The organism is Streptomyces sp. NPDC048442 (assembly GCF_040651475.1).
GTDB lineage: Bacteria > Actinomycetota > Actinomycetes > Streptomycetales > Streptomycetaceae > Streptomyces.
The window spans coordinates 68,180-94,023 of the sequence record NZ_JBEZKB010000025.1; the positions used below are offsets into that span (position 1 = coordinate 68,180).

At 71.7% G+C, this 25,844-nt stretch carries 22 protein-coding genes; 13 read left to right on the forward strand and 9 right to left on the reverse strand.

What is annotated here, in order from left to right:
* From AB0D18_RS30485 to AB0D18_RS30510, 6 genes are all read left to right on the forward strand, one after another.
* Positions 1-1,599: a carboxyl transferase domain-containing protein gene (locus tag AB0D18_RS30485; RefSeq protein ID WP_362425616.1), complete on the forward strand. Its 1,599-nt coding sequence runs from the start codon at positions 1-3 to the stop codon at positions 1,597-1,599.
* A 25-nt stretch (positions 1,600-1,624) separates the two neighbouring features.
* Entirely contained in the window at positions 1,625-3,562 is a 1,938-nt protein-coding gene (locus AB0D18_RS30490; protein WP_362425619.1) for a biotin carboxylase N-terminal domain-containing protein, read from the forward strand.
* Positions 3,559-4,722: an acyl-CoA dehydrogenase family protein gene (locus AB0D18_RS30495; RefSeq protein WP_362425621.1), complete on the forward strand. Its 1,164-nt coding sequence runs from the start codon at positions 3,559-3,561 to the stop codon at positions 4,720-4,722. Before AB0D18_RS30490 ends, AB0D18_RS30495 begins: the two co-directional genes overlap by 4 nt.
* 231 nt (positions 4,723-4,953) lie before the next feature.
* Entirely contained in the window at positions 4,954-6,528 is a 1,575-nt protein-coding gene (locus tag AB0D18_RS30500; protein WP_362425624.1) for a 4-coumarate--CoA ligase family protein, read from the forward strand.
* Positions 6,525-7,268 (forward strand): enoyl-CoA hydratase family protein, encoded by a 744-nt coding sequence (locus AB0D18_RS30505; protein ID WP_362425627.1) that lies wholly within the window; start codon positions 6,525-6,527, stop codon positions 7,266-7,268. Before AB0D18_RS30500 ends, AB0D18_RS30505 begins: the two co-directional genes overlap by 4 nt.
* Positions 7,256-7,858 (forward strand): TetR/AcrR family transcriptional regulator, encoded by a 603-nt coding sequence (locus tag AB0D18_RS30510; RefSeq protein ID WP_362425630.1) that lies wholly within the window; start codon positions 7,256-7,258, stop codon positions 7,856-7,858. Before AB0D18_RS30505 ends, AB0D18_RS30510 begins: the two co-directional genes overlap by 13 nt.
* Positions 7,859-7,966: 108 nt before the next feature.
* On the opposite strand, the gene AB0D18_RS30515 is transcribed toward AB0D18_RS30510, so the two are convergent.
* The gene (locus AB0D18_RS30515) at positions 7,967-9,067 is read right to left on the reverse strand and encodes a citrate synthase 2 (protein WP_362425633.1); all 1,101 of its coding nucleotides are present in this window, start codon (positions 9,065-9,067) and stop codon (positions 7,967-7,969) included.
* Between the two features lie 316 nt (positions 9,068-9,383).
* Between AB0D18_RS30515 and pdxH the strand changes: the two genes are divergently transcribed.
* A complete protein-coding gene (gene pdxH, locus AB0D18_RS30520) occupies positions 9,384-10,010 on the forward strand; it encodes a pyridoxamine 5'-phosphate oxidase (protein ID WP_362425875.1) in 627 nt (208 codons plus the stop codon).
* Between the two features lie 333 nt (positions 10,011-10,343).
* On the forward strand, positions 10,344-11,705 hold the full coding sequence (locus AB0D18_RS30525) for a PAS domain-containing protein (RefSeq protein ID WP_362425636.1): 1,362 nt from the start codon (positions 10,344-10,346) through the stop codon (positions 11,703-11,705).
* A 77-nt stretch (positions 11,706-11,782) separates the two neighbouring features.
* On the opposite strand, the gene AB0D18_RS30530 is transcribed toward AB0D18_RS30525, so the two are convergent.
* The 4 genes from AB0D18_RS30530 to AB0D18_RS30545 are packed head-to-tail and all read right to left on the reverse strand — an operon-like array spanning position 11,783 to position 15,427.
* Positions 11,783-13,069, reverse strand: a complete 1,287-nt coding sequence (locus AB0D18_RS30530) for an ABC transporter permease (protein ID WP_362425639.1) — start codon at positions 13,067-13,069, stop codon at positions 11,783-11,785.
* A complete protein-coding gene (locus tag AB0D18_RS30535; RefSeq protein WP_362425642.1) occupies positions 13,066-13,827 on the reverse strand; it encodes an ABC transporter ATP-binding protein in 762 nt (253 codons plus the stop codon). The genes AB0D18_RS30530 and AB0D18_RS30535 overlap by 4 nt, the downstream gene beginning before the upstream one ends.
* The gene (locus tag AB0D18_RS30540; protein ID WP_362425645.1) at positions 13,824-14,912 is read right to left on the reverse strand and encodes a peptidoglycan-binding protein; all 1,089 of its coding nucleotides are present in this window, start codon (positions 14,910-14,912) and stop codon (positions 13,824-13,826) included. The genes AB0D18_RS30535 and AB0D18_RS30540 overlap by 4 nt, the downstream gene beginning before the upstream one ends.
* Positions 14,891-15,427 (reverse strand): hypothetical protein, encoded by a 537-nt coding sequence (locus tag AB0D18_RS30545; RefSeq protein WP_362425648.1) that lies wholly within the window; start codon positions 15,425-15,427, stop codon positions 14,891-14,893. The genes AB0D18_RS30540 and AB0D18_RS30545 overlap by 22 nt, the downstream gene beginning before the upstream one ends.
* 88 nt (positions 15,428-15,515) lie before the next feature.
* Here AB0D18_RS30545 and AB0D18_RS30550 point away from each other — a divergent pair, with 88 nt between their 5' ends.
* Positions 15,516-16,265, forward strand: coding sequence for a response regulator transcription factor (locus tag AB0D18_RS30550; RefSeq protein ID WP_362425651.1), 750 nt, complete (start codon positions 15,516-15,518; stop codon positions 16,263-16,265).
* Complete coding sequence (locus AB0D18_RS30555) at positions 16,262-17,443, forward strand: ATP-binding protein (RefSeq protein ID WP_362425654.1); 1,182 nt, start codon at positions 16,262-16,264, stop codon at positions 17,441-17,443. Before AB0D18_RS30550 ends, AB0D18_RS30555 begins: the two co-directional genes overlap by 4 nt.
* 83 nt (positions 17,444-17,526) lie before the next feature.
* On the opposite strand, the gene AB0D18_RS30560 is transcribed toward AB0D18_RS30555, so the two are convergent.
* Positions 17,527-18,282 carry an SIS domain-containing protein gene (locus AB0D18_RS30560; RefSeq protein WP_362425657.1) on the reverse strand — a complete coding sequence of 252 codons (756 nt, stop codon included), beginning with the start codon at positions 18,280-18,282 and terminating at the stop codon, positions 17,527-17,529.
* 263 nt (positions 18,283-18,545) lie between these two features.
* Here AB0D18_RS30560 and AB0D18_RS30565 point away from each other — a divergent pair, with 263 nt between their 5' ends.
* Positions 18,546-19,238, forward strand: a complete 693-nt coding sequence (locus AB0D18_RS30565) for a metal-dependent transcriptional regulator (RefSeq protein WP_362425659.1) — start codon at positions 18,546-18,548, stop codon at positions 19,236-19,238.
* Between the two features lie 532 nt (positions 19,239-19,770).
* A complete protein-coding gene (locus AB0D18_RS30570) occupies positions 19,771-20,640 on the forward strand; it encodes an alpha/beta hydrolase (protein ID WP_362425662.1) in 870 nt (289 codons plus the stop codon).
* A gap of 154 nt (positions 20,641-20,794) precedes the next feature.
* On the opposite strand, the gene AB0D18_RS30575 is transcribed toward AB0D18_RS30570, so the two are convergent.
* Genes AB0D18_RS30575 through AB0D18_RS30585 form a run of 3 tightly spaced genes read right to left on the reverse strand, consistent with a single transcriptional unit; the run spans position 20,795 to position 24,054 of the window.
* Positions 20,795-22,432, reverse strand: a complete 1,638-nt coding sequence (locus tag AB0D18_RS30575; protein WP_362425665.1) for a transporter — start codon at positions 22,430-22,432, stop codon at positions 20,795-20,797.
* Positions 22,429-23,292 (reverse strand): ABC transporter ATP-binding protein, encoded by an 864-nt coding sequence (locus AB0D18_RS30580; protein WP_362425668.1) that lies wholly within the window; start codon positions 23,290-23,292, stop codon positions 22,429-22,431. Before AB0D18_RS30580 ends, AB0D18_RS30575 begins: the two co-directional genes overlap by 4 nt.
* 51 nt (positions 23,293-23,343) lie before the next feature.
* Positions 23,344-24,054 carry a bifunctional DNA primase/polymerase gene (locus AB0D18_RS30585; RefSeq protein ID WP_362425671.1) on the reverse strand — a complete coding sequence of 237 codons (711 nt, stop codon included), beginning with the start codon at positions 24,052-24,054 and terminating at the stop codon, positions 23,344-23,346.
* Between the two features lie 327 nt (positions 24,055-24,381).
* Here AB0D18_RS30585 and AB0D18_RS30590 point away from each other — a divergent pair, with 327 nt between their 5' ends.
* Positions 24,382-25,770, forward strand: a complete 1,389-nt coding sequence (locus AB0D18_RS30590) for a transcriptional regulator (protein ID WP_362425674.1) — start codon at positions 24,382-24,384, stop codon at positions 25,768-25,770.
* Positions 25,771-25,844 lie beyond the last annotated feature (74 nt).

Genomic DNA, 25,844 nt, shown 5'->3' on the forward strand with positions numbered 1-25,844 from the left:
GTGACCGTGCTCGCCTCGTCGCTCGACACCACGAGCCCCGAGTACGCCGCCCACCGCACCGCCATGCTCGACAAGCTCGACGACCTCAAAGAGGCGCATGCTAAGGCCCTCGCGGGGGGCGGCGAGAAGTACGTCGCCCGCCACCGGGGGCGCGGCAAGCTGCTCGCCCGGGAGCGCATCGAGCTGCTGCTCGACCCCGACACCCCGTTTCTGGAGCTGTCGCCGCTCGCCGCCTGGGGCAGCGACTACCCGGTGGGCGCGTCCATGGTCACCGGCATCGGCGTCGTCGAGGGCGTCGAGTGCCTGATCACCGCCAACGACCCCACCGTGCGCGGCGGCGCCTCCAATCCGTGGACCCTCAAGAAGGCACTGCGGGCCAACCAGATCGCGTACGAGAACCGGCTGCCGTGCATCAGCCTCGTCGAGTCCGGCGGCGCCGACCTGCCCTCCCAGAAGGAGATCTTCATCCCGGGCGGGGCCCTCTTCCGCGACATCACCCGGCTGTCCGCCGCCGGAATCCCCACCGTCGCCGTCGTCTTCGGCAACTCCACGGCCGGCGGGGCGTACGTGCCCGGTATGTCCGACCACACCGTGATGATCAAGGAGCGGTCGAAGGTCTTCCTCGGCGGCCCGCCCCTGGTGAAGATGGCCACCGGCGAGGAGAGCGACGACGAGTCCCTGGGCGGTGCAGAGATGCACGCCCGCGTCTCGGGTCTCGCCGACTACTACGCCGTCGACGAGCCGGACGCCCTGAGGCAGGCCCGCCGCATCGTCGCCCGCCTCAACTGGCACAAGGCGCAGGCGGATCCTCTTGAGGCGGCGCCGCCCAAGTACGACGCGGAGGAGCTCGCGGGAATCGTCCCCGGCGACCTCAAGACGCCCTTCGACCCGCGCGAAGTGATCGCCCGCCTCGTCGACGGCTCCGACTTCGACGAGTTCAAACCGCTGTACGGGCCGAGCCTGACCACCGGTTGGGCCACCCTGCACGGCTACCCCGTCGGCATCCTCGCCAACGCCCAAGGGGTGCTGTTCAGCGCGGAGTCGCAGAAGGCCGCCCAGTTCATCCAGCTCGCCAACCAGCGCGACATCCCGCTGGTCTTCCTGCACAACACCACCGGCTACATGGTCGGCAAGGAGTACGAACAGGGCGGCATCATCAAGCACGGCGCGATGATGATCAACGCTGTCTCGAACTCCAAGGTGCCGCACCTGTCCGTCCTGATGGGCGCCTCGTACGGGGCCGGGCACTACGGCATGTGCGGGCGCGCCTACGACCCGCGCTTCCTGTTCGCCTGGCCCAGCGCCAAGTCCGCCGTGATGGGCCCCCAGCAGCTCGCGGGCGTCCTGTCGATCGTCGCCCGCGCCTCCGCCGCAGCAAAGGGGCAGTCGTACGACGACGAGGCCGACGCGGGGCTGCGCGCCATGGTGGAGCAGCAGATCGAGTCGGAGTCCCTGCCGATGTTCCTTTCCGGGCGGCTGTACGACGACGGGGTCATCGACCCGCGCGACACCCGCACCGTCCTCGGCCTGTGCCTGTCCGCGATCCACACGGCCCCCGTCGAGGGCGTGCGCGGCGGCTTCGGCGTCTTCCGGATGTGAGACACCAGTGATGCCGGAGAACCCAGTGATCAGTTCAGTTCTCGTCGCCAACCGCGGCGAAATCGCCTGCCGAGTCTTCCGTACGTGCGCGGAGCTCGGCATCTCCACCGTCGCCGTGCACTCCGACCCGGACGCCGACGCCCTCCACACGCGTACGGCCGACGCCTCGGTGCGGCTCCCGGGCGCGGCGCCCGCCGACACCTATCTGCGCGGCGACCTCGTCGTGAAGGCCGCCCTCGCGGCCGGCGCGGACGCCGTGCACCCCGGGTACGGCTTCCTCTCCGAGAACGCCGACTTCGCCCGTGCGGTCCAGGACGCGGGACTCACCTGGATCGGGCCGCCGCCCGAGGCCATCGACGCCATGGCTTCCAAGACCCGCGCCAAGGACCTGATGGCGAAGGCCGGGGTGCCGCTCCTCGCCCCCGTCGACCCGGCGACCGCCACCGCGGCCGATCTGCCCCTGCTCCTCAAAGCGGCGGCGGGCGGCGGCGGGCGCGGCATGCGGGTCGTACGCGAACTGGCGCATATTGAGGACGAGTTGACGGCAGCGGCGGCCGAAGCCAGGTCCGCCTTCGGTGACGGCGAGGTCTTCGCCGAGCCGTACGTCGAGCGCGGCCGCCACATAGAGGTGCAGGTCCTCGCCGACACACACGGCACCGTATGGGCGCTCGGCACCCGCGACTGCTCGCTCCAGCGCCGCCACCAGAAGGTGATCGAGGAGGCCCCGGCGCCGCGCCTGCCCGACGGCCTCCGTACGTCCCTCCACGACGCCGCCACGGCCGCCGCACGGGCCGTCGGGTACGTCGGCGCGGGCACGGTCGAGTTCCTCGTCGACGCGGAGGGTCGTGCGTACTTCCTGGAGATGAACACCCGTCTCCAGGTCGAACACCCCGTCACCGAAGCCGTGTTCGGGATCGACCTCGTCGCCCTCCAGCTCCGCGTCGCCGAGGGCGAAGCCCTCCCCGCCGAGCCGCCGCAGCCGCAGGGGCACGCCGTCGAGGCCCGCCTGTACGCCGAGGACCCCGCGCACGGCTGGCAGCCCCAGACCGGCCCGCTGCACACCCTGGAAGTCCCCGAGGGGCCAGGCCTGCGCCTCGACACGGGCTACATCGGCGGCGACCGAGTCTCCATCCACTACGACCCCATGCTCGCCAAGGTCGTCGCCTGGGCGCCCACCCGCGCCGAAGCCGTCCGCAGGCTCGCCCAGGCGCTCGTACGCGCCAAGGTGCACGGCCCCGTCACCAACCGGGACCTGCTCGTCGCGTCGCTGCGCCACCCCGAGTTCCTGTCGGGGCATCAGGACACCGGGTTCTACGACCGCCACCTCGCCGCCCTCACCGAGGAGCGGCCGGGGGAGGAGCTGGCCGCCGTCGCCGCCGCTCTGGCGGACGCCGCCCGCCGGGGCAGCCGCTTCGGGGGCGGCTGGCGCAACGTGCCTTCGCAGCCGCAGACCAAGACGTACGGCAGCCACAAGGTGCGCTACCGGCGCGACCGCGACGGCTGGACCGTCGAGGACGCCGAGGACGCCGAGGGCGCCGAGGGCATCGACCGTGTGGTCTCCGTCGCCGCCGACCGGGTCACCCTCGAAGTGGCGGGCGTACAGAAGCGCTTCCTCATAGAGGTGCACGGGGACCAGGTGTACGTCGACACCCCCACCGGCGCCCACACCCTCACCGCCGCCCCCCGCTTCCCCGACCCCACCGCCCGTACCGCCCCCGGCTCGCTGCTCGCCCCCATGCCGGGCACGGTCGTCCGCGTCGCCGAAGGGCTTACGGAAGGGGCCCAAGTGGTCGCGGGACAGCCTCTGTTGTGGCTGGAGGCCATGAAGATGGAGCACCGCATCGTCGCTCCCGCCTCCGGCACGCTCACCGCACTCCACGTCGCCCCCGGCCGCCAGGTCGAGGTCGGCGCCCTGCTCGCCGTCGTACAGGACACCAGTGCCCAGGAGGAACCGGACGCATGAACACCACTGTGGTCGAAACCGAGGAGCACCAGGCGCTCCGCGCCGCCGTCGCCGCTCTCGGCAAGCGCTACGGGCGCGACTACCTCACCGGGGTCGTCGCCGACGAGAGCCACCCCGAAGAACTGTGGGCGGAGGCCGCCAAGCTCGGCTACCTCGGCGTCAACCTCCCCGAGGAGTACGGCGGCGGGGGCGGCGGCATCACCGAGCTCTCCATCGTCCTGGAGGAGTTGGGAGCGGCCGGCTGCCCGCTCCTCATGATGATCGTCTCGCCCGCCATCTGCGGCACCGTCATCGCCCGCTTCGGCACCGGGGCGCAGAAGACCAAGTGGCTGCCGGGCCTCGCCGACGGCCGTCTCACCATGGCCTTCGGCATCACCGAACCCGATGCCGGGTCCAACTCCCACCGCATCACCACCACCGCCCGCCGGGACGGTGACGGCTGGGTGCTCAACGGCCGCAAGGTGTTCGTCTCCGGCGTCGACATCGCCGACGCCACCCTCATCGTCGGCCGCACCGAGGACGCGAGGACGGGCAGTCTCAAGCCCTGTCTGTTCATCGTCCCGCGCGAGGCCCCCGGCTTCCGGCGCTCCAAGATCGACATGGAACTCCAGGCCCCGGAGAAGCAGTTCGAGCTCGTACTCGACGACGTGCACCTCCCCGCCGAAGCCCTCGTCGGCGACGAGGACGCGGGCCTCCTGCAGCTCTTCGCGGGCCTCAACCCCGAGCGCATCATGACCGCCGCGTTCGCCATCGGAATGGGCCGCTACGCCCTCGCCAGGGCCGTCCAGTACGCCAAGGAACGCACGGTCTGGAAGACGCCCATCGGCGCCCACCAGGCCCTCGCCCACCCGCTCGCACAGGCGCACATCGAGATCGAGCTCGCCCGCCTCATGATGGGCAGGGCCGCCGCCCTGTACGACGCGGGCGACGACATGGGCGCGGGAGAGGCGGCGAACATGGCGAAGTACGCGGCTGCCGAAGCCTGTGTGAAGACCGTCGACCAGGCCGTGCACACCCTCGGCGGCAACGGCCTCACCCGCGAGTACGGCCTCGCCTCTTTGATAGTGGCCTCACGGGTCGCCCGGATCGCCCCGGTCAGCCGCGAGATGATCCTGAACTTTGTCTCCCACCAGTCCCTGGGTCTCCCCAAGTCGTACTGAGCGCTCCGCCGGAAGTGCCGCGATGTGCCGTCGTGCGGCTGCGGCGCCGTCGTGGCTGGTCGCGCCCACGCGGCGGAGCCGCATGTCCATACAGCCCCGCGCCCCTTCGGACGCCTCCCGAACCGCAGCGGACTTCGCCGGTCAGGACCCGGGGTCTCCCCAAGCCGTACCGGCAGCACGCATTCTGTCCGTCCACACCGTCGCACCACCGCGCCGAAGGGGACCGTCACCATGGTGTTCCACAGCGAGTACGCCGATGTACCCGACGTAGAACTGCCCATCCACGAGGCGGTCCTCGGACACGCCGCCCAGTACGGCAGCGCTCCCGCGCTCGTCGACGGGACGAACGGCACCACCCTCACGTACGCCCAACTCGACACCTACCACCGCAGAATGGCCGCCGCACTGGCCGCGTCCGGGCTGCGCAAGGGCGACGTGCTCGCCCTGCACAGCCCCAACTCGATCGCCTACCCGGCGGTGTTCTTCGCCGCCACGCGCGCGGGGGCGTCGGTCACCACCGTCCACCCGCTGGCCACCGCCGAGGAGTTCGCCAAACAGCTCGGCGATTCGTCGGCCCGCTGGATCGTCACCGTCTCGCCGCTCCTGGAGACCGCCCGCCGGGCCGCCGAAATCGCCGGCGGCGTGCAGGAGATCCTCGTCTGCGACAGCGCGCCGGGACACCGCTCCGTACTCGACCTGCTCGCCTGTACGGACCCCGAGCCGCAGATCGACATCGACCCTCTTGAGGACGTCGCGGCGCTCCCGTACTCCTCCGGCACCACCGGCGTCCCCAAGGGCGTCATGCTGACCCACCACTCGATCGCCACCAACATCGCCCAGCTGAACCCGTTCATCCCCATGAAGCCGGGCGACCGCATCCTGGCGGTGCTGCCCTTCTTCCACATCTACGGGCTCATGGCACTGATCAACGAGCCCCTCTCGCACGGCGCGACCGTCGTCACCCTGCCCCGCTTCGAACTGGAGCAGTTCCTGCGGACCATCCAGGACCAGCGGATCACCGCCCTGTACGTCGCCCCGCCGATCGTCCTCGCACTGGCCAAGCACCCGGCCGTCGCGCAGTACGACCTGTCGTCGCTGGAGTACGTCGTCTGCGCGGCAGCCCCCCTCGACGCCGAACTCGCGCAGGCCTGTGCGGCCCGCCTGGGGCTCCCGACAGTCCTCCAGGCGTACGGGATGACCGAACTCTCCCCGGGGACGCACCTGGTGCCGCTGAGCGCCGAGAACCCGCCCCCGGGAACCGTCGGCAAACTCATCCCGCGCACCGAGATGCGGATCCTGTCCCTGGAGACCCCCGGCAAGGACCTGGGCATCGGCGAGGAGGGCGAGATCGCCATCCGCGGCCCGCAGCGCATGAAGGGCTACCTCGGGCGCCCCGAGGACACCGCCGCGATGATCGACACGGACGGCTGGGTGCACACCGGCGACATCGGCCGCGTCGACGCCGACGGCTGGCTCTATGTGGTCGACCGCGTCAAGGAGTTGATCAAGTACAAGGGCTTCCAGGTCGCACCCGCCGAGCTCGAAGCGCTCCTGCTGACTCATGAGGGCATTGCGGACGCCGCCGTGATCGGGGTGTACGACGAGGACCACAATGAGGTGCCCAAGGCGTTCGTCGTGCGGCAGGCGCATGCCCAGCACCTCAAAGAGGCAGACGTCATGGCGTACGTCGCCGAGCGCGTCGCACCGTACAAGAAGGTGCGGCGCGTCGAATTCGTCACCGGAGTGCCCCGGGCGGCCTCCGGCAAGATCCTGCGGCGGGAGCTGCGAGAAAGGGAACGTGCATGACACGGCAGGCCCTGGTCCCCACCACCCACGAGCGCGGTATCACCACCCTCACCCTCGACTCACCGGCGAACCGCAACGCCCTTTCGGTGAGCCTCGTCCGCGAGCTGGGGATGGCTCTCGACCGGTACGGGAAGGACCCGTCGGTGCGCGCGATCGTGCTCGCGCACACCGGCAGCACCTTCTGCGCGGGCGCCGACCTCAAGGTGCCCGCGAGCCCCTACGCGTTCGTCGAGGTGCTGCGGCAGATCGCCGAACTGCCCAAGCCCGTCCTCGCGCGCGTCGACGGGCACGCGCGCGCGGGCGGGCTCGGGCTGCTCGGCGTGTGCGACATGGCGTTCGCGAGCGAGACGTCCGACTTCGCCTTCTCGGAGGTACGGATCGGGGTCGCGCCCGCCGTCATCTCGATCCCCCTGCTGCCCCGCCTGGACCCCCGCGCCGCGTCCCGGTACTTCCTCACCGCGGAGGTCTTCGGCGGTCCGTGCGCCCGGGACATCGGACTGCTCACCGCGACCGCGCCCGACGTGGACACCGCGCTCGCGCCCGTACTGGAAGCGCTGCGCCGGGCGTCCCCGCAGGGCCTCGCGGAATCCAAGCGGCTGCTGACGGCCGAGGTCAGGGCCGCCTTCGATCGCGATGCGGAGGACCTGGTACAACGCTCGGCAGCGCTGTTCGCGTCCGCCGAGGCGCGCGAGGGCGTCACCGCACACCTCGAACGACGGGACCCCGCATGGCTGTTGTGACTGCCTCTCGGACAGGCCCCAAACAGGATCGCAGCCGGGCCACCCGGCAGCGCCTGCTGGAGGCCGCCGTGGCCTGCCTCGCCGAACGTGGCTGGGCGGGTTCCACGGTGTCCGTCGTCGCCGAGAAGGCCGGGGTGTCGCGGGGCGCCGCCCAGCACCACTTCCCGACCCGCGAGGACCTCTTCACCGCAGCCGTCGAGTACGTCGCCGAGGAACGCTCCACCGCACTGCGCGCGCTTCCCGGCCACCACACAGCCGCGGTGGTCGGCGCGATCGTCGACCTGTACACGGGGCCGCTGTTCCGGGCGGCCCTGCACCTGTGGGTGGCCGCCTCCCACGAGGAACAACTGCACGCGCGCGTCACCGAGTTGGAGGCCCGGGTCGGCCGCGAGACCCACCGCATCGCCGTCGAGCTGCTGCACGCCGACGAATCGCGCCCCGGAGTGCGCGAGATCGTCCAGGGCTTCCTCGACATGGCCCGCGGACTGGGACTCGCCAACCTCCTCACCGACGACGCCGCACGGCGGGACCGGGTGGTGGCGCAGTGGGCGCAGCTGCTGGAAGGGGCACTGGGCAGCGAGCATGGGTAAGGGGCGCCCTCCGGGAGGACGCCCCTTACCCATGTACGTACTGCTCGGCCGTACTGCTCGCCCGTACTGCTCGGCCGTACTGCTCGGCCGGCTGTACGTACCGCCCGGTCAGCCCGCGATGTCCTCGAACCCGGACACCTCGCGCGGGTTCCGGCTGCCCGGACCCACGTACCGCGCGGACGGGCGGACCAGGCGGCCCGTGCGCTTCTGCTCCAGGATGTGCGCCGACCAGCCCGCCGTACGGGCGCAGGTGAACATCGACGTGAACATGTGCGCCGGGACCTCCGCGAAGTCCAGCACGATCGCCGCCCAGAACTCCACGTTCGTCGCCAGCACCCGGTCGGGCCGGCGCGCGTGCAGCTCCTCCAGGGCCGCCTTCTCCAGGGCCTCGGCGACCTCGAAGCGCGGCGCCGCCAGCTCCTTGGCCGTACGGCGCAGGACGCGGGCCCGCGGGTCCTCTGCGCGGTACACGCGGTGGCCGAAGCCCATCAGCCGCTCGCCCTTGTCGAGGGCCTGGCGGACGAAGGCGCGCGCGTCCCCGGTGCGCTCGATCTCCTCGATCATGCCCAGCACGCGGGAGGGGGCGCCGCCGTGCAGCGGGCCCGACATGGCGCCCACCGCACCGGAGAGGGCGGCGGCGACGTCGGCGCCGGTGGAGGCGATGACGCGGGCGGTGAAGGTGGAGGCGTTCATGCCGTGCTCGGCCGCCGACGTCCAGTAGGCGTCGACCGCCTTGACGTGCTTGGGGTCAGGCTCGCCGCGCCAGCGGATCATGAACCGCTCGACCACCGAGTCGGCCTTGTCGATCTCGCTCTGCGGCACCATCGGCAGGCCCTGCCCCCGCGCCGACTGGGCGACGTAGGAGAGCGCCATCACGGCGGCCCGCGCGAGGTCGTCCCTGGCGGTCCGCTCGTCGATGTCGAGCAGCGGTTTCAGGCCCCACACGGGGGCGAGCATCGCCAGCGCCGACTGCACGTCGACCCGGATGTCACCGGAGTGCACCGGGATCGGGAACGGCTCGGCGGCCGGCAGGCCCGGGTTGAACGCGCCGTCGACCAGCAGACCCCACACGTTCCCGAAGGAGACGTGCCCGACGAGGTCCTCGATGTCGACGCCCCGGTAGCGAAGGGCGCCGCCCTCCTTGTCCGGTTCGGCGATCTCCGTCTCGAACGCGACGACTCCCTCAAGTCCGGGTACGAAGTCGGACATCAGGCGGCTCCTCTATGCGTGTGCGGCAAGCGGCGGGAGGCAGGAACGATACCCCTGCTGTAGGGAAGCGACAGGCTCCCCACCGGGGATTTTGGCGGGTTCAGCCGATGCGGGGAAGCGTGAGAACAGGCACACTGCCCGACCCACTTCCAAGAGGATTAACGGGAGTTGAGGAAGGGAACACTGCGGCTGCGCTCCCCCTACCCTCCGTGCCGGTACACCGGGGGGCCTGCGGCAGGATGGCCCCGTGCCGAACACAGACTCCGCCGCATCCGACCCCGCCGCCTCGGGCGGGCCCGACGTCGACCCCGCCGCCATGCGCGCGCAGTACCGCACCGAGAAGCTCGCCGAGGGCGCGCTGGCGCCCGCCCCCATGGAACAGTTCGCCCGTTGGTTTCGGCAGGCCTTCGACGGCGGACTGCACGAGCCGAACGCCATGGTCGTCGCCACGGCCACCCCCGAAGGACGCCCCAGCACGCGGACGGTGCTGCTGAAGGCGTACGACGAGCGCGGCTTCGTCTTCTTCACCAACTACCAGTCCCGCAAGGGCGGTGAACTGGCCGCGAACCCGCACGTCTCGCTGCTCTTCCCCTGGCACCAGATCGCCCGCCAGGTCATCGTCACCGGCACCGCCGCCCGCGTCTCCCGCGCCGAGACAGCCGCGTACTTCCGCACCCGCCCGCACGGCTCGCAGCTCGGTGCCTGGGCGAGCGACCAGTCCCGGGTGATCGCCTCGCGCGACGAGCTGACCGCCGCGTACGCCGACTTGGAGGCGCGCTACCCCGAGGGCGAGAAGGTCCCGGTGCCGCCGCACTGGGGCGGCTACCTGGTCGTGCCGGAAACGGTGGAGTTCTGGCAGGGCCACGAGAACCGCCTGCACGACCGGCTGCGCTACGTCAGGACCGACGGAGAGGGCTGGTCGGTGGAGCGACTGAACCCTTGAGCGAGTGCTCAACGCAGAAACCCCGCGGGCTCTGGTCCCCTCCGGAGAGGGGGCCGGCCGGACGTACCGGCGAGCCCGCGGGGCGGTGACTGCTTGGATTGGAACCGGCTGCGCCGGCACCGCACTGGGTGCGACAACGGGCAACTAGCCCGCAGTCACCTCACGAGTCCGGAAAGAAATCACTTCCCGATCACCTCCTTTCAGCGTGGGCCTCACATTAGGAGCCCTCTCCGGGCACCTCAACCGATTTATCGGAACCAGGTGTGGGCTGGGTCACGTTGGAGTTGAATGATCCGAACGTGCAGCACAGCGAACACCTGCGGGGGGTGCCGGGTGAGTGCTTCTCTGAGCAGTGGGACCGCCGAGCCGGAGCCGGTGGCGGGAGCGGGGCCGGGGTCGGAGCTCCTGGCCGCCCTCCTGGACGGCATGGACGCGGCCCTCTGTGCCTTCGACGCCGACGGTGTCGTCACCCACTGGAACCGCGAGGCGACACGCATCCTCGGCTGGAGCGCCGCCGACGCGGTGGGCAGACGCGGCTTCGCCGGCTGGGCTGTGCGCACCGCCGACGCCGAGGAGGTGCAGGGGCGGCTGATGGCGGCCATGGACGGCGGCGGCCGGCAGGTCCACGAGTTCGCGCTGCTGCGCAAGGACGGCGGCCGGGTTCTGGTACGGACGCAGTCGGCGGCGGTCACCGGCGCGGACGGCAGACCGGCCGGGGTCTACAGCGCCTTCGGCGAGGTGCACACGCAGATCGACCTGGAGCGGGCCATCGCGCTCAGCGAGGTCCTCTTTGAGGACGCGTCGTGGGGCGTGGTCCTCGTCGACGTCGACCTGCGCCCCACCGTCGTCAACGTGCACGCCGCCCGCGCCCTCGGCGGCGGCCGCACCACGCTCCTGGGCCGCCCGCTCGGCGAGAGGGTCGTCCAGGGCGTCGACGAGCTGGAGGGCGCCCTCCAGTACGTACTGGCGGAAGGCACTCCGCCCGCTCCGGTCGACCTGTGGGTGACGCTGCGCACCGCGGAGGGGGAGCGGCGGCGCTGCTGGCGCAGCGGTTTTCTGCGGCTGGCGTCGCCCCTTGCGGAGGAGCCGGTGCCGCTGGGCGTGGGCTGGCTCTTCCAGGACGTCACCGACGCCAAGACCGCAGAGCAGGACGCCGCCAGGCTGCGGTTCAGGGGCAATCAGCTGCACCGGGCGGCCAGGGCGGCCGCCGAGTGCGAGGACCCCATGGAGGCCGCCGCGGCCCATCTGGACTTCGGCCTCGCCGGGTTCGCCGACCATGCGCTCGTCGACGTACTCGCCGGTGACCGTCTCGTACGGGTCGCGGCCACACCCGCCGGAGAGCCGGGGCCGTGCCTCCAGGAGAACGCGGGGGCGGGCATTCCGGTGCAGTACGGGGAGGGCCACCCCGCTCTCCAGGCCCTGGACCGGGCCGGCGCGGTGCGCGCGAGCGCGGGCGCCCGCGCCGACGCCGAGAGCTGGGCGGCGGACCGCCGGTGGCCCGCGGACGCCGTCCACGCGCTCTGTACGGTGCTGCGCAGCCGGGGCCGCACGCTGGGCACGGTGACCTTCCTGCGCGGCACGAGCCGCCCCGCCTTCGAGCGCCCGGACGCGACGTACGCGGAGAGCATCGCGGTCCGGGTGGCGGCCTCGGTGGACCTGGCGCAGGCGTTACGCGGCGGCGACGGCGGCGGGTAGGGGGCCGGGAGTGGGAGTGGGAGAGGGGCGGGCGAGGAGGGGGGATTTCGTCGCCCGCCCCTGTACGGGGGCGGCTGTTACGCCGCGTGCAGCGCCAGCGTCGGGGACAGCCTCGCCGCCCGCACCGCCGGGTAGAGGCCCGCGACGGTGCCGATGACGAGGGTGGCGCCGAAGCCGCCGCCGACCGCCCACAGCGGCACCGTCCAGGGCATCTGGCCGATCGCCGCGTAGACACCCGTCGCGGCGGACCCCAGCGCGATGCCGGCCAGCCCGCCGAGTGCGGACAGCATCAGGGACTCCGTGACGAACTGGATGCGGATCTGGCCCCTGGTCGCCCCCATGGAGCGGCGCAGTCCGATCTCGTAACGCCGCTCCAACACCGAGATGATCATGGTGTTGGCGACCCCGACACCGCCCACCAGGAGGGCGATCCCGCCGAGTCCGAGCAGCAGTCCGTTGAACGCGCCCTCGGTGGCCGCCTTGGTGCGCAGGGCCGTCGACGGGTCCGTGATCAGGACGTTCTCCGGGCTCTTCGGGTCGATCGTCGGCGCCATCAGCGAGCGCACCTGCGCCACGGAGGCGTCCGTGGAGCGCTCGTACAGCGAGGTCGGGTGGCCGTCGAAGCGCAGGTGCTTCTTCGCGCCCTCCCAGCCGATCAGGGCCGAACGCTCGATCTCGGGGGCCAGGGGCAGCGGGGCGAGGATGCCGGTGACGGTGAAGTACCGGCCGCCGATCCAGACCTGGGAGCCGGGCGTCGCGATGCCGAGGCGTGCGGCGGCGACGTGGCCGAGTACGACGGCCGGGTAGCGGCCGCTGGCCGCGTTGAGCCAGCGGCCGGAGGCGACGGAGCCGCGCAGCGTCTTCAGCAGGCCCTCGGTGGCGGCCTGGACACTGATGCCGCCGGTCTCGTCCTCGGGGATCTTCTCGCTGCGCCGCACGCTCTCTTTGATGAGGCCCGTGGCGCCGACGTCCTCGACCCCTTCGATCCGGCCGACCATGCCGGTCGCGGACTCCGGAAGGGTGACCTTCTCGCCGCTGAACATGGACTCGCCGGGCGTCGCGACCAGCATGTTCGTGCCCAACTGGTCGAGCTGTCGCATCAGTTGTGCCTTGCTGGACGCGGAGATACCGACCACGGCGATCATCGTGGCGATCCCGATGGCGATGCCCAGCGCCGACAGCACCACCCGCACGGGGCGGCTGCGCAGCCCGGCGGAACCGACGTGCAGGACGTCACGGGGGCCGAGCCGGGAGGGGGAGAGCCGGGCGGAGGAGCGGCGGGCGGGGGAGCGGTCGGCCGGGGAGCGGTCGGACGGGGAGCGGCCGGCCGGGGAGCGGTCGGCCGGGGAGCGGCGGGCGGTCATCGGGGACCACCCCCGGTGTCGGCCGTGATGCGGCCGTCCCGGAGGCGGACCTGCCGGGGCAGGCTCTCCGCGATCTCCGTGTCGTGCGTGATGACGGCGATCGTGGCGCCTTCCGCGTTGAGTTCGTGCAGCAGCGCCATGACCGCCTCCCCCGACTCGGAGTCCAGCGCTCCGGTCGGTTCGTCGGCGAGCAGCAGGGCGGGCCGGCCGACCACGGCGCGGGCGATCGCCACGCGCTGCTTCTGCCCGCCGGACAGTTCGTGCGGGCGGTGGCCCATCCGGTCGGCCAGGCCGACCCGGGCCAGCGCCTCCGCCGCCCGCCGGCGCCGTACGGCACGGGGCAGGCCGGAGTAGAGCAGCCCCTCCGCGACGTTGTCCCGGGCGCTGACGCCCGGCACCAGGTGGAACGACTGGAAGACGAAGCCCACGTGGCGCGCCCTCAAAGAGGAGAGTTTCCGGTCGGACAGGGAGGCGATGTCGTGCCCGGCGATGGCGACCGTGCCGGCCGACGGGCGGTCCAGGGTGCCGACGATGTGCAGCAGCGTCGACTTGCCGGAACCGGACGGGCCGACGATGCCCAGGAGTTCGCCCTCCAGGACCCGCAGGTCGATCCCGCGCAGGGCGGCGACACCGCCCGGGTACTCCTTGGTGACACCGGCCAGCTCGACAACGGCCGCCGGAGCACCGGCCAGCTCGACAACGGCCGCCGGAGCACCAGGCGGGCCGGCGGCGGCTTCGGGGGCAGGGGATGCGCTCATATCTTGGGCACGCCCACCTTCATGCCCGCACGCAGCCCGCCCCCGCTGACCTCGACCCGGCCGCCCTGCCCGAACATGCCGAGCTCCACCCGTACGTCGCGTACGGCGCCGCCTGACACCACCTGCACGCCGAACCCGCCCTTCGGGTGCGCGAGCAGCGCGTTCACGGGGACGGTCAGGACGCCCGTACGGGTCTCGCCGGTGAGGTTCACGGTCACCGGCGCCTGGTCGACGGCGCGCACCTTGTCGGGGGCGTCGAAGGCGACCGTGAGCGACACCTTGGGCGTCTTGTCGTTGGGGTCGTCGCCGGTCGCGGCCGTCTTGCCCACGGAGGAGATCCGGCCGGGCGCGGTGCTGCCGTCCGGCAGGTCCACCGTCACCTTGGTGCCCTCCTTGGCGAGGGTGCTCTCGGAGACCTCCAGATTGAACGACACGATGCGTTCGGAACCGGTCGTGGTGAGCACCTGCCGCCCAGGACCGACCTGGTCGCCGGCCGCCGCGGGCTTGTCCTTGACCCGTACCGCGCCCGGTGCGAAGGCGACCTGGTCGGGGCCGACCGTGCCCGTCTCCTTGAGGTCGTGGGACTCCTGCCACCTGCGTACGGCGTCGGCGGTGCCCGGCGTGTACTTCTCGTCGACGGCGAGACCGGTCGCGAACCCCAGCGCCTGGAGGTTCCGCTCCAGCTGCTCCACGTCGGGCCCCTTGTCGCCGGGCTTCAGCGAGCGGTACATGGGCCCCGACCCGTACATCAGTCGCACCGGCTTCCCGTTCACCTCATAGAGGCGGCCGTCGCGATTCACGGTGGAGCCGACCGACGGCGACCAGGTGAGGGTGCCGGTGGCGCCCGCGTTGACCTTGTGGGTGCCCGCGTGCCCGAGGACGCCCTCGACCTGGGTGGAGTCGCTGAGGTCGCCGCGCTCCACGGCGGCGGTGGCGGGCGGCAGCCCGGTGTGGCCGGTGGGGGCCTCGCTCCTGCCGGAGGCCCTCACGGTGCTGAGGGCGACCCCGCCGCCCACCACGGCGAGCACCGCGACGGCCGCGACGGTGACCTTCGTACCGCGCCTCAACGGTAGATCCCCGCGCACGCCTTGGACGCCTTCTCGAACTTCTTCAGCTCCGCACCCTTGGGGATCTTCATCGCGCGCATCGCGCCGCCCTCGTAGTCCGGGTCGGGCATGTTGAAGCCGTTCTTGCGCATGCACTGGGCGTGCTTGATGCCCTTGTCCTTGTCGGCCTGGGTCATCCTGCCGCCGGACGCGCCGCCGGGCGACGTACTGGCGCAGGCCTTCATGGCCTTGTCGAGGGCGTCCTTGGACATGCCGCCTCCGAGGGTGATGCCGACGCCGCTCTCGCCGGGCTTGGGGTCGGGCACCTTCAGCCCTTGCTTGCGCAGGCACTGGCGGTGCTTCACCGCTTTGTCGTCGTTGGTCTTGGACGTGCTCCGGTCGCCGGACCCGGCGGCGGAGTCCGACTTCGCGCTGTCGGGTTTGCCTACGGCGTCGGACCCGCCCTTGTCGGCGGAACCCGCGCAGGCGGTGGCGAGGACGGCGAGGGAAGTGAGTCCCATGGCCAGGAAGGAAGTGCTCCTACGGATGGTCATGGCCGGAGCGTGCCGCGGCCCCGCATTTCGTTTCCCTCACCACCTGTCCTTACAGCGAGGAAATGTGCAGGTCGGATAGGAAGGGCGGATGCGTGTGCTGGTGGTGGAGGACGAGGAATTCCTCGCGGAGATGGTGGCGGAAGGGCTGCGGAGGGCAGCTCTCGCGGTCGATGTCGCCTGCGACGGGCTGCAGGCCCTGCGCAAGCTCCAGTTCGGCGAGTACGACGTGATGGTCCTCGACCGGGACCTGCCCGGCCTGCACGGCGACGACGTGTGCCGCAGGGTCGTCGAGCAGCGGCTGCTCACCCGGGTCCTGATGCTGACCGCGTCGGGGACCGTGCGCGACCGCGTCGACGGCCTCGGGCTCGGCGCGGACGACTACCTCACCAAGCCCTTCGCGTACGACGAGCTCCTCGCGCGCGTGCTGGCGCTGGGCCGCCGTGCGCGCCCCGCCCTCCCGCCGGTGATCGAGTGCGCCGGGATCGTCCTGGACACGGCCCGCAGACAGGCCGCGCGGGACGGCCGCCACCTTCTCCTGTCCCGCAAGGAGTTCGCCGTACTGGAGACGCTGCTGCGGGCGCAGGGGGCGGTGGTCAGCGGCGACGACCTCATAGAGCAGGTGTGGGAGGAGGACACCAGCTACCGCACCAACGCGGTACGGGTGACCCTCAGCAAACTGCGCGCCAAGCTGGGCGCGCCGGCGGTGGTGGAGACCGTCCCGGGCGTCGGCTACCGCGTCACGGGCACGGGCACAGGCACAGGCATAGACACAGGCACCACCGGCACAGGCACCACCGGCACAAGCACCGGCACCACGGGCCCGGGGTACGGCGCATGAGCGAGCGTGCCCGGCTCACCGCGCTGTACGGAGGCCTGCTGGTGCTGGCCGGTGCCCTGCTCACCGGGCTGGTGTACTTCCTCGTACGGGAGGGCCTCGGCACGACCATCACCAGCGCGGTGACCACGGCGTTCCCGGTGCGGCGCATCCCCGCGGACGGCACCTGGCCCACCGTCGATGCCGTTCGGGCCGTTCCGGCGTTCCCGACGGCTTCCCCGACGGCCAAGGTGTCCGCCATGCGCCTGGTGACCCAGCAGGCCAGCAAGGCGGCCGAGGACGCCGCCCTGGGGCGGATGCTGACCGTCTCCGGGCTCGCACTGGCCGTCTTCAGCGTGCTGTCGGTCGCGCTGGCCTGGTGGCTGGCGGGCCGGGTGCTGCGGCCGGTCGGCGTGATCACGGCGACCGCACGGAAGCTCTCCGGGGACAACCTGCGCGAACGGATCGCCCTGAAGGCCCCCGCGGGCGGCGAACTGAAGCAGCTCGCCGACACCTTCGACGGGATGCTCGACCGCATCGAGCAGCTCGTCTGGGCACAGCAGCGGTTCGCGGCCAACGCCGCACACGAGCTGCGCACCCCCCTGGCGGTGCAGCGCGCCGCCGCCGAGATCGGCCTCGCGGGGGAGCCGGACGCGGAGCGCGTGGCCCGCATCCGTACCAAGCTGATCGAAGTCGCCGACGACAGTGAGCAGTTGATCGAAGGGCTGTTGCTGCTGTCCGTCTCGGAGCAGGGGCTGCGCCACCGGGAGCCCTGTGCGCTGCGGGACGTCGTCACCGGAGTCCTGGAACGCACCCCCGTACGGGACGACATCACTGTCGGCGCCGACCTGCACCTCATAGAGGTCGAGGGCGACGAGGTGCTGCTCGGTCACCTGGTCCAGAACCTGGTGGGAAACGCGGCGCGCTACAACCACCCGGGCGGCACGGTCCGCGTCCGCCTCCATGAGGAGGCGGACGGCATCCGCACCCTGGAGGTGTCCAACACCGGCCCGCACGTCGACCCCGACGCGCTGCCCCGTCTCTTCGAACCCTTCCGCAGGGCGCAGGCGCGCCGCCACGCACCGGGTGAGGGAGCCGGTCTGGGCCTGTCCATCGTGGCGTCGATCGCCCGCGCGCACGGTGCGAGGGTGGAGGCGCGGGCGAATCCCGGAGGCGGCCTGACCGTCCGGGTCCTGTTCTGACGGTGCCGGAAGGCGCGGGCTCGGTGCCGGAAGGCGTGGGCTCGGTGCCGGAAGACGCGGGCTCGGTGAGGGGAGGCGCGGGCTCAGTGCCGGAAGAAGATCCGGTCGCCGTACTCGCTCATCACCCGGCCGTTCCACTCGTGCCCGCCGTCGACGTTGCCCGAACGCAGCAGCGGCGGTTCGATGCCGCGGCCAGCGAGCTCGCCCGCCGCTGCCGCCATGACCGCCTGCATCAGGGCCGTGGTGACCACCGTCGACGCGGGGGCGAAGGGGGCGTCGATGCCGTCCGCGGTGAGCTCGGCGTCGCCGACCGCGATCTTGCTGTCCAGCACGATGTCGCAGTGGTCCTTGAGGAAGGTGCCCGACTTGTGACGGGACCTGGTGCCCTGCGCGTACGCCACGGACGTCACGCCGATGACCTTCAGGCCCAGGGCGCGCGCGTTCATCGCCATCTCCACGGGGAGCGCGTTGCGCCCCGACAGAGAGATCACGACGAGTACGTCACCGGCCTTGACGGGGCTGCTGTCGAGGACCGCGCCGGCGAGGCCGTCGACGCGCTCCAGGGCGGAGCCGAGGGTGGCGGGCATGACGTCGACGCCGACGACGCCGGGGACTGCGAGGAGGTTCATCAGGGCGAGCCCGCCCGCCCGGTAGACGACGTCCTGGGCGGCGAGCGAGGAGTGGCCCGCGCCGAACGCGAAGAGCCGGCCCCCGGCGGCGACGGTGTCGGCGATGGCGGTGCCCGCCGCCGCGACGGAGTCCGCCTCCTCGTCCCGTACGCGATGGAGCAGCTCGATCGCGGCGTCGAAGAACTGACCGGCCAGTTTGTTCTCGCTCATCGCAGAGGGGCCTTTCCGGGGGTTCCGGGGATTCCGGGAGGTTACCGAGGGTAATGGGCGGGGGCGCCGTCCATGCCGCGGATCACGTTGCGGTCTGGACCAGGGGCCTGTCAATACGGCCTCGCCCCGGTCCGGCACGGTTGTCAGTGCGATGCGTCAGAATTGGTACCGGGCCGGGGCGTCCGCGGAAATCCGCCGGGCGTCTCTCAGCGACGACGAGCCAAGCGCACGACGATTTTCTGTCACAGCATCGAGGGGCACACATGTCCGGACTGATCGACACCACGGAGATGTATCTCCGCACCATCCTTGAGCTCGAGGAGGAGGGCGTCGTCCCCATGCGCGCCCGTATCGCCGAGCGGCTGGACCAGAGCGGGCCGACGGTCAGCCAGACGGTGGCGCGCATGGAGCGCGACGGCCTGGTGATGGTGGCGGGCGACCGGCACCTGGAGTTCACCGAGGAGGGCCGCCGTCTCGCCACGCGCGTGATGCGCAAGCACCGCCTCGCCGAGTGCCTGCTCGTCGACGTGATCGGCCTGGAGTGGGAGCAGGTGCACGCCGAGGCCTGCCGCTGGGAGCACGTGATGAGCGAGGCGGTCGAGCGCCGCGTCCTGGAGCTGCTCCGCCACCCGACGGAGTCGCCGTACGGAAACCCGATCCCGGGTCTGGAGGAGCTGGGCGAGAAGGCCGAGGCCGACCCGTTCCTCGACGACAGCATGGTCAGCCTCAGCGACCTGGAGCCGGGCCCCGAGGGCAAGACCGTTGTCGTACGGCGGATCGGCGAGCCCATCCAGACCGACGCCCAGCTGATGTACACGCTGCGCAGGGCGGGCGTGCAGCCCGGCTCGGTGGTCAGCGTGACCGAGTCGCCCGGCGGGGTGCTGGTCGGCAGCAGCGGCGAGGCGGCCGAGCTGGACGCGGAGACGGCGTCGCACGTCTTCGTAGCCAAGCGCTGATGTCTTCGTCGTCAAGCGCTGACGCCTCGGAGGTGCGGGGCCGGAGGTACGGGATCGCAGGGATCAACTGGGCCTGGAGTGACGGGAGTTGGGCCCCGCTTTCGTAGCGGAATCCCAGCGGCCGGGCGGATCGCGTGCCACGCTGTGTCTGCGGCGCCCGAACCGGGGCACACAAGGTGAATGAGAGCTGCCGACCGGGTCCGTCGCACGGCCGGGGAGGAGGCGGGGAATGCGCCCGTCGTACGTACCGCACAAGGAGGGCCCCGGCGCCCTGAGGCGCCGGGGCCTGTCCTCCCCTGTGCTGACCTGGAGCCCCGAGCTCTCAAGGTCAACCCCCGCGGACCGTCTTCCCCGAGCGGCCCGCCTCCCGCAGAAGATCTCCCCTCGGCAGCGCGAGCCAATCCTTGAGCGCTGTCACTCGAAAGAGGGGTGTTGGGTGTCGTACTCACACTTTCGAATGCAAGTTCGATAACTTGGAACAAGGTAGGGACGACCACCCGGAAACCGGCAGCAGAAGGGGGTGCCAGGCCATATGGTGCGGCGCATCGACGTGACCGGAGCCGACGGCGTACGCCTCGCCGCCTGGGAGTTCGCCGACCCGCCGAAGGACGGCGGCGAGCCCGAGCAGGTACCTGGCGTCTTATTGCTGCACGGACTGATGGGCCGCTCCTCGCATTGGGCGGACACGGCCCGCTGGCTCTCCGAGCGGCAGCGGGCCGTCGCCCTCGACCAGCGGGGCCACGGACGCAGCGAGAAACCCCCGGACGGCCCCTTCAGCCGCGATGCGTACGTCGCCGACGCCGAGGCGGCGGTCGAGCAGCTCGGCCTCGCCCCCGTGACCCTGATCGGGCACTCGATGGGCGCCCTGACGGCCTGGCAGCTCGCCGCCAAGCGGCCCGACCTGGTACGCGCCCTGGTCGTCTGCGACATGCGGGCCTCGGCCCTCGGAGCGGCCTCCCAGCGGGAGTGGGACGACTGGTTCAAGTCGTGGCCGGTGCCGTTCGCGACGCTCGCGGACGTACGGAAGTGGTTCGGCGAGGACGACCCCTGGGTGGAGCGGCCGAGCCCCGCACGCGGCGAGTTCTTCGCCGAGGTGATGGAGGAGGGGGAGGCCGGCTGGCGTCCGGCCTTCTCCCGCCGCCAGATGCTCCAGTCGCGCGAGACGTGGGTCTACGAAGCGCACTGGGACGAGCTGTCCCAGGTCCGCTGCCCGACGCTGGTCGTCCGCGGGCTGGACGGGGAGCTGGGGCGCGCGGAGGCGCAGGAGATGGTGCGGGTGCTGCCGAAGGGGAGGTACGCGGAGGTGGTGGACGCGGGCCACCTGGTGCACTACGACCAGCCGGAGGGGTGGAGGGCGGCCATCGAACCGTTCCTGGAGGAGATGGTGACTCCGACGAGGTGAGGGAGGGGGCGGCCCCGCTGCCCAAGGAGGCTGGCGGGCTTAAAGGGGCTCGGGGCTAAGGGGCAGGCAGTTAGGGGCGCGGGGAACTGCGCGACCAGCCACGACGCACCCGCACGATCCCCCGCACCTCGCCCCCCCCACCTCGCCCCCCGCCCTACCCCTTACTCACCGCCGCCAAAATCTCCGGCAAGCGCGACGCCGTCCCCGGCGCCGCCGACTTGAGGCCGAGCCAGGCCACCAGCAGCCCGTACGCCGCCCCCACCGGCAGCAGCAGCCACGTCGCGTGGCCCGCGACGTGCAGCCACACCGTCAGCCCGATCAGCGGCGCGCACGCCACCGTCGACACCAGGAGCCCGGCCGCCAGCGACATCCAGGCGAGGGACCCCTGCCCGGGGGCCACGTTCTTCGCTCCCCCCTGCGGCACCGAGTACGGGAAGCGCGCCGAAGCCACCATCCCCGCCGCCAGCAGCGCCCCGAGCAGTGCGAAGGCCAGCCCGAGCACCTCCGGGAACACCGCCCAGTCGTCGACGATCGCCGCCGTCACGGCCGTCACCAGCACCGTGTACGGAACGGTGATCGCCAGCAGCGCCAGCAGCCGCGCCCGTAGTTCCTCGTACGCGTCCCGCGTCGTCGAGATGGTCGTGGCGACCATCCAGAAGGCGGAGGTGTCCGTTCCGAACTGGTTGAACGTCTGCATGCCGAGCATGCCCGTGGCCATGCACGCCAGGTACACCGACCCGGTGCCCTGCAATGCGTTGAAGACCGGCACGATCAGCCCGATCGCGAGCGAGGTGATCCACGCGCCCTTCGTCTTCGGGTCGCGCCAGATGTACCGCAGCACCCGCTGCGCGGTCGCCGCCGTCCGGCCGTCCGGCAGCAGCCGCGAGAGCCAGCCCGCCGACGACTCCTTGCGGGCCGGGCCCGACGCCGCCTGGATCGTCGACCCGTCCGGCGCCGTCATCAGCTTGACCAGACCGCGCTCCCACGCCCACAGCAGCGTCGCCAACGCGACGGCCGCGATGAGGAGTTGGGCCGCCCCGCGCCCGTACGCACCCTCGCTCACCGAGTGCACCGCGCCGACCGCCGAGGCCGGCGGAATCCACTGCACGACGTCGGCCACCGGGTCGAGCACGGACAGGCCGCCCGAACTGGCGAGCCGCTGCCAGCCGAAGTTCACGAACTGGATGCCGACGGCCACGATCAGACCGCTCAGCACCGCCAGGTCGCGCCCACGCCGGCTGGTCAGCAGCCGTACGTTCGCCGTCGCGACGGTACGGGCCAGCGCCACGCAGGTGAGTACGGTCAGCGCGGCGGCCAGCACGGCCACCACCACCCCCGCGAACCCGTGCGCCACGGCGATCACCGAGCCCACCACCAGGCACACCGTGAACAGCGGCCCGATCCCCACCAGCGACGCCACGAGCAGCGCCCGGATCAGGGGCCTCGGGCGCAACGGCAGCATCACCAGCCGCGACGGGTCCAGCGTCTCGTCGCCGCTGGGGAAGAACAGCGGCATGAACGTCCAGCCGAGCGCGACGACCAGTGCCATCAGCAGCGTCAGCGTCGGCGCGAACGACTGCCCGCGCATCGCGATCAGCACCACCAGCTGGAGCGCCGAGAAGAGCAGCACCAGCACCGCGGTGATGACGAACGCGGCCTTCCGCCCGGACGACTGCCGCAGCCCGTTCTTCAGCAGCGCCACCTTCAGCCGTACGAAGATCGGCGTCAGACCGGCCGAAACCACACCCGGGGCAGGCCGCGTTCCCCCAGAAACCACACCACCGGTACTCATCGTGCCGCCCCGCCGCCCAGCCAGTCCAGGCTCTCCCCGGTGTCCCGCCCGTTCGCCCCGACCAGTTCCAGGAACGCGTGCTGCAGGGTCGGCGCGTCGCCCCGTACCTCTGCCAGGGTCCCCTGGGAGCGGATGCGTCCGGCGGCCATCACGGCGACCCAGTCGCACAGCGACTCCACCAGTTCCATGACGTGGCTGGAGAAGACGACCGTCGCGCCCGAGGCCGTGTACCGCTCCAGGACGCCGCGGATGGTCTGCGCCGACACCGGGTCGACGCCCTCGAACGGCTCGTCCAGGAAGAGGATTTCGGGGTTGTGGAGAAGAGCGGCGGCGAGGCCGATCTTCTTGCGCATGCCGGTCGAGTAGTCGACGACGAGCTTGTGCTGCGAGCCCGCCAGATCGAGTACGTCCAGGAGCTGGGTCGCCCGCTTGTCGACCTCTTCGCCGGGCAGCCCACGCAACCGGCCGGTGTACGCGAGCAGTTCGCGCCCCGAGAGCCTCTCGAAAAGGCGAAGTCCCTCCGGCAGCACGCCGATCCGGGACTTGACCTGCACCGGGTCGCGCCACACGTCGTGGCCGCCGATCTCCACGGTGCCCTGGTCGGGGCGGAGCAGCCCCGTCACCATGGAGAGGGTGGTGGTCTTGCCCGCGCCGTTCGGCCCGACGAGGCCGATGAACTTTCCGGCCGGGAGTTCGAGATCGATCCCGGCCACGGCGATCTGCTCGCCGAACCGTTTCCACAGGCCCTGGACACGTACCGCGGCGGGCGGCGCCGTATGCGCTCCGCCCGCCTGTTCGAATGCCCCGTGCCCGAACTCGTCGTGTGTGGACGCCTCGTGGTCGAATGCCTGGTCAGGCATGTCGCACTGCCTTTCGTGGTCCCCGTGATACGGGGCCCACTTTATGACCCGCTATGTTCGAACGCGCCCCCGCGCGGTAGCCGCTTCCCGTCCGCACGCGTAGGCGAGGGGGCTGATCAGCTCCTCCGCATCCGGCAGCCACCGGTTCGCGGGGGTGGGGCGGCGGGCCCACTGCACGGCGCCCATTGCGCCCATGCGGGTCGGCGGGCCCGCCACGTAGTCGCCCTCGCCGCGGGTCACCAGGTCGAGCGTGGTCGGCACCCAGCCCAACTTCCGTACCAGATCAGGGATTTTCGCACCCGCGCCCGGCAGTACGAAGAAGAGGAGACGGCGGTCGGGGGTGCTGGTGACGGGGCCGAGGGTGAGCTCCATGCGCTCCATGCGGGCCAGCGCCAGGAAGCCGGCCGTCTCGGGTACGTCGATGGCGTCGAAGGTGCGTCCGGTGGGCAGCAGGATCGAGGCCTTCGGGTTCTTCTGCCACATCCTGCGCGCCGCGACCGCGCTGCCCGTGGCCTGCGTCGCCCAGTCGTCCTTGGCCGGGTGCGCGCCGGGGGCGGCGCACGCCACGTTGCCGCACGAGCAGCGCTCCACCCCCTCGTCGGCCTCCAGCCAGGTCCCGGGGACCACGTCCCAGTGCCGTTCTTCCGCGTACCGCACGGCGCTGTCGAGCAGTTGATCACCGCGCTGCTGGGGGATCTGGGCGGCGGCCGTGACGTCCGTGACTCCGATGGTCTCTTCCACGGAGAGCTCAACTACAAGCATCACCTCCGGTTACGGGCGCGGCGGGCCGGGAGGTGGCGCATCGATCCTGCATGCGGGGCGCATGGGTGCACGGGCGGGGGCGCGCATGTGGCTGCGGCACGGAGAGCGGGAAACCACACGGGGGAAGCCGTACGGGGAAGCGCGGAGGTACCGGAAATACCGAAGCGCGGAGGAAGCACGGAGGTACCGGAAATACCTCTGTCTTCCGGCATGTACGCGCAAGACGCGCATGACTCGCATTCTTTGCATATCCGCCGGGCAGTGATCTCCGCACGAATTCATGGGAATTCACCAGGACTTCATCAGCGCCCGCACCAGGGGGTACACATGGCAGCCAGGCCTCTCGTCGCCCGCCAGCCCAACGAACGACTCCAGGCGCTCATCCAGGAGGCGGGCTGTTCCAACGCCGGTCTTGCCCGCCGGGTCAACATGTGCGGCGCCGAGCACGGACTCGATCTCCGTTACGACAAGACATCCGTCGCGCGGTGGCTGCGCGGCCAGCAGCCCAGGGGCCGGGCGCCTGGGATCATCGCGGAGGCCATCGGCCGCAAGCTGGGCCGCACCGTCACGATCGACGAGATCGGGATGGCGAACGGCAAGAACCTGGCGTCCGGGATCGGGCTCCAGTTCTCGCCGACCGTCCTGGGCGCGATCGAGCAGGTCTGTGAGCTGTGGCGCAGCGACGTGGGGCGCAGGGACTTCCTGTCGGGTTCTTCGGTGGCCGCGTCCGCGCTGGTCGAGCCGAGCCGGGACTGGCTGATCACGGGCGCGGACCACCAGGTGGCGCGGACGGCCGGGTCGCGGGTGGGGATCAGTGATGTGGAGGCGGTACGGGCGACCACCGAGGCGCTGACGGCGCTGGACCACCGCTTCGGCAGCGGGCACGTACGCCCGATCGTCGTGCACTACCTCAACAGCGTGGTGTCCGGGCTGCTTTCGGGCTCCTACCGGGAGTCGGTGGGGCGCGAACTGTTCGCCGCGGTGGCCAGGCTGACCGAACTGGCCGGATACATGGCCGTCGACACCGGGCAGCCGGGGCTGGCCCAGCGGTACTACATCCAGGCGCTGCGGCTCGCGCAGGCCGCGGGGGACCGCGGGTACGGGGGGTACGTCCTGGCCGCCTCCATGAGCCACCTGGCGGCGCAGCTCGGCAACCCGCGCGAGATCTCGCAGCTGGCCCGCGCCGCGCAGGAGGGGGCACGGGGGCGAGTGACGCCACGGGCGGAGGCCATGTTCTACGCGGCGGAGGCGCGCGGGCACGCGTTGATGGGCGACGAGCGGACCTGCGGGGCCGTGGCGGGGAAGGCGCTGTCGGCGATGGAGCGGGTGCACGAGGCGGGCGACTGTGGGGACGACCCGGCGTGGATCGCCCACTTCGACCAGGCGTATCTGGCCGACGAGTTGGCGCACTGCCACCGGGACCTGGGGCAGGCGGACGCGGCGGCGCGCAGGGCGCAGGAGAGCCTGGCGGGGCATCCGGACAGCAGGGTGCGGCGGCGGGCCATCGGCCTCGTACTGCTTGCGACGGCGCAGGTGCAGCAGCGGGAGGTGGAACAGGCCTGCCACACGGGCACGCGCGCGGTGGAACTGCTGAGCACGCTGCGGTCGAACCGGGGGGCCGAGTACCTGGAGGACTTCCAGCAGCGGCTCGACCCCTACCGGGACGAGCCGTCGGTGCGGGAGTTCGGGGCGCGGATGGAGATTCAGGCGGCGTAGCGGGGCAGTTCGGGCGCGTCAACGCGGCGGCGTATACAGCGTCAACTCCGGTCTATCCGTTACAGCGGTCGGTG

Coding starts and splice junctions, on each gene's coding strand:
- AB0D18_RS30555 (WP_362425654.1), top strand. CDS start 16,262: ATGAGCGAGCGTGCCCGGCTCACCGCGCTGTACGGAGGCCTGCTGGTG.
- AB0D18_RS30530 (WP_362425639.1), bottom strand. CDS start 13,069: ATGACCGCCCGCCGCTCCCCGGCCGACCGCTCCCCGGCCGGCCGCTCC.
- AB0D18_RS30535 (WP_362425642.1), bottom strand. CDS start 13,827: ATGAGCGCATCCCCTGCCCCCGAAGCCGCCGCCGGCCCGCCTGGTGCT.
- AB0D18_RS30575 (WP_362425665.1), bottom strand. CDS start 22,432: ATGAGTACCGGTGGTGTGGTTTCTGGGGGAACGCGGCCTGCCCCGGGT.
- AB0D18_RS30515 (WP_362425633.1), bottom strand. CDS start 9,067: ATGTCCGACTTCGTACCCGGACTTGAGGGAGTCGTCGCGTTCGAGACG.
- AB0D18_RS30510 (WP_362425630.1), top strand. CDS start 7,256: ATGGCTGTTGTGACTGCCTCTCGGACAGGCCCCAAACAGGATCGCAGC.
- AB0D18_RS30545 (WP_362425648.1), bottom strand. CDS start 15,427: ATGACCATCCGTAGGAGCACTTCCTTCCTGGCCATGGGACTCACTTCC.
- pdxH (WP_362425875.1), top strand. CDS start 9,384: ATGCGCGCGCAGTACCGCACCGAGAAGCTCGCCGAGGGCGCGCTGGCG.
- AB0D18_RS30580 (WP_362425668.1), bottom strand. CDS start 23,292: ATGCCTGACCAGGCATTCGACCACGAGGCGTCCACACACGACGAGTTC.
- AB0D18_RS30560 (WP_362425657.1), bottom strand. CDS start 18,282: ATGAGCGAGAACAAACTGGCCGGTCAGTTCTTCGACGCCGCGATCGAG.
- AB0D18_RS30500 (WP_362425624.1), top strand. CDS start 4,954: ATGGTGTTCCACAGCGAGTACGCCGATGTACCCGACGTAGAACTGCCC.
- AB0D18_RS30565 (WP_362425659.1), top strand. CDS start 18,546: ATGTCCGGACTGATCGACACCACGGAGATGTATCTCCGCACCATCCTT.
- AB0D18_RS30495 (WP_362425621.1), top strand. CDS start 3,559: ATGAACACCACTGTGGTCGAAACCGAGGAGCACCAGGCGCTCCGCGCC.
- AB0D18_RS30590 (WP_362425674.1), top strand. CDS start 24,382: ATGGCAGCCAGGCCTCTCGTCGCCCGCCAGCCCAACGAACGACTCCAG.
- AB0D18_RS30505 (WP_362425627.1), top strand. CDS start 6,525: ATGACACGGCAGGCCCTGGTCCCCACCACCCACGAGCGCGGTATCACC.
- AB0D18_RS30550 (WP_362425651.1), top strand. CDS start 15,516: ATGCGTGTGCTGGTGGTGGAGGACGAGGAATTCCTCGCGGAGATGGTG.
- AB0D18_RS30570 (WP_362425662.1), top strand. CDS start 19,771: ATGGTGCGGCGCATCGACGTGACCGGAGCCGACGGCGTACGCCTCGCC.
- AB0D18_RS30585 (WP_362425671.1), bottom strand. CDS start 24,054: ATGCTTGTAGTTGAGCTCTCCGTGGAAGAGACCATCGGAGTCACGGAC.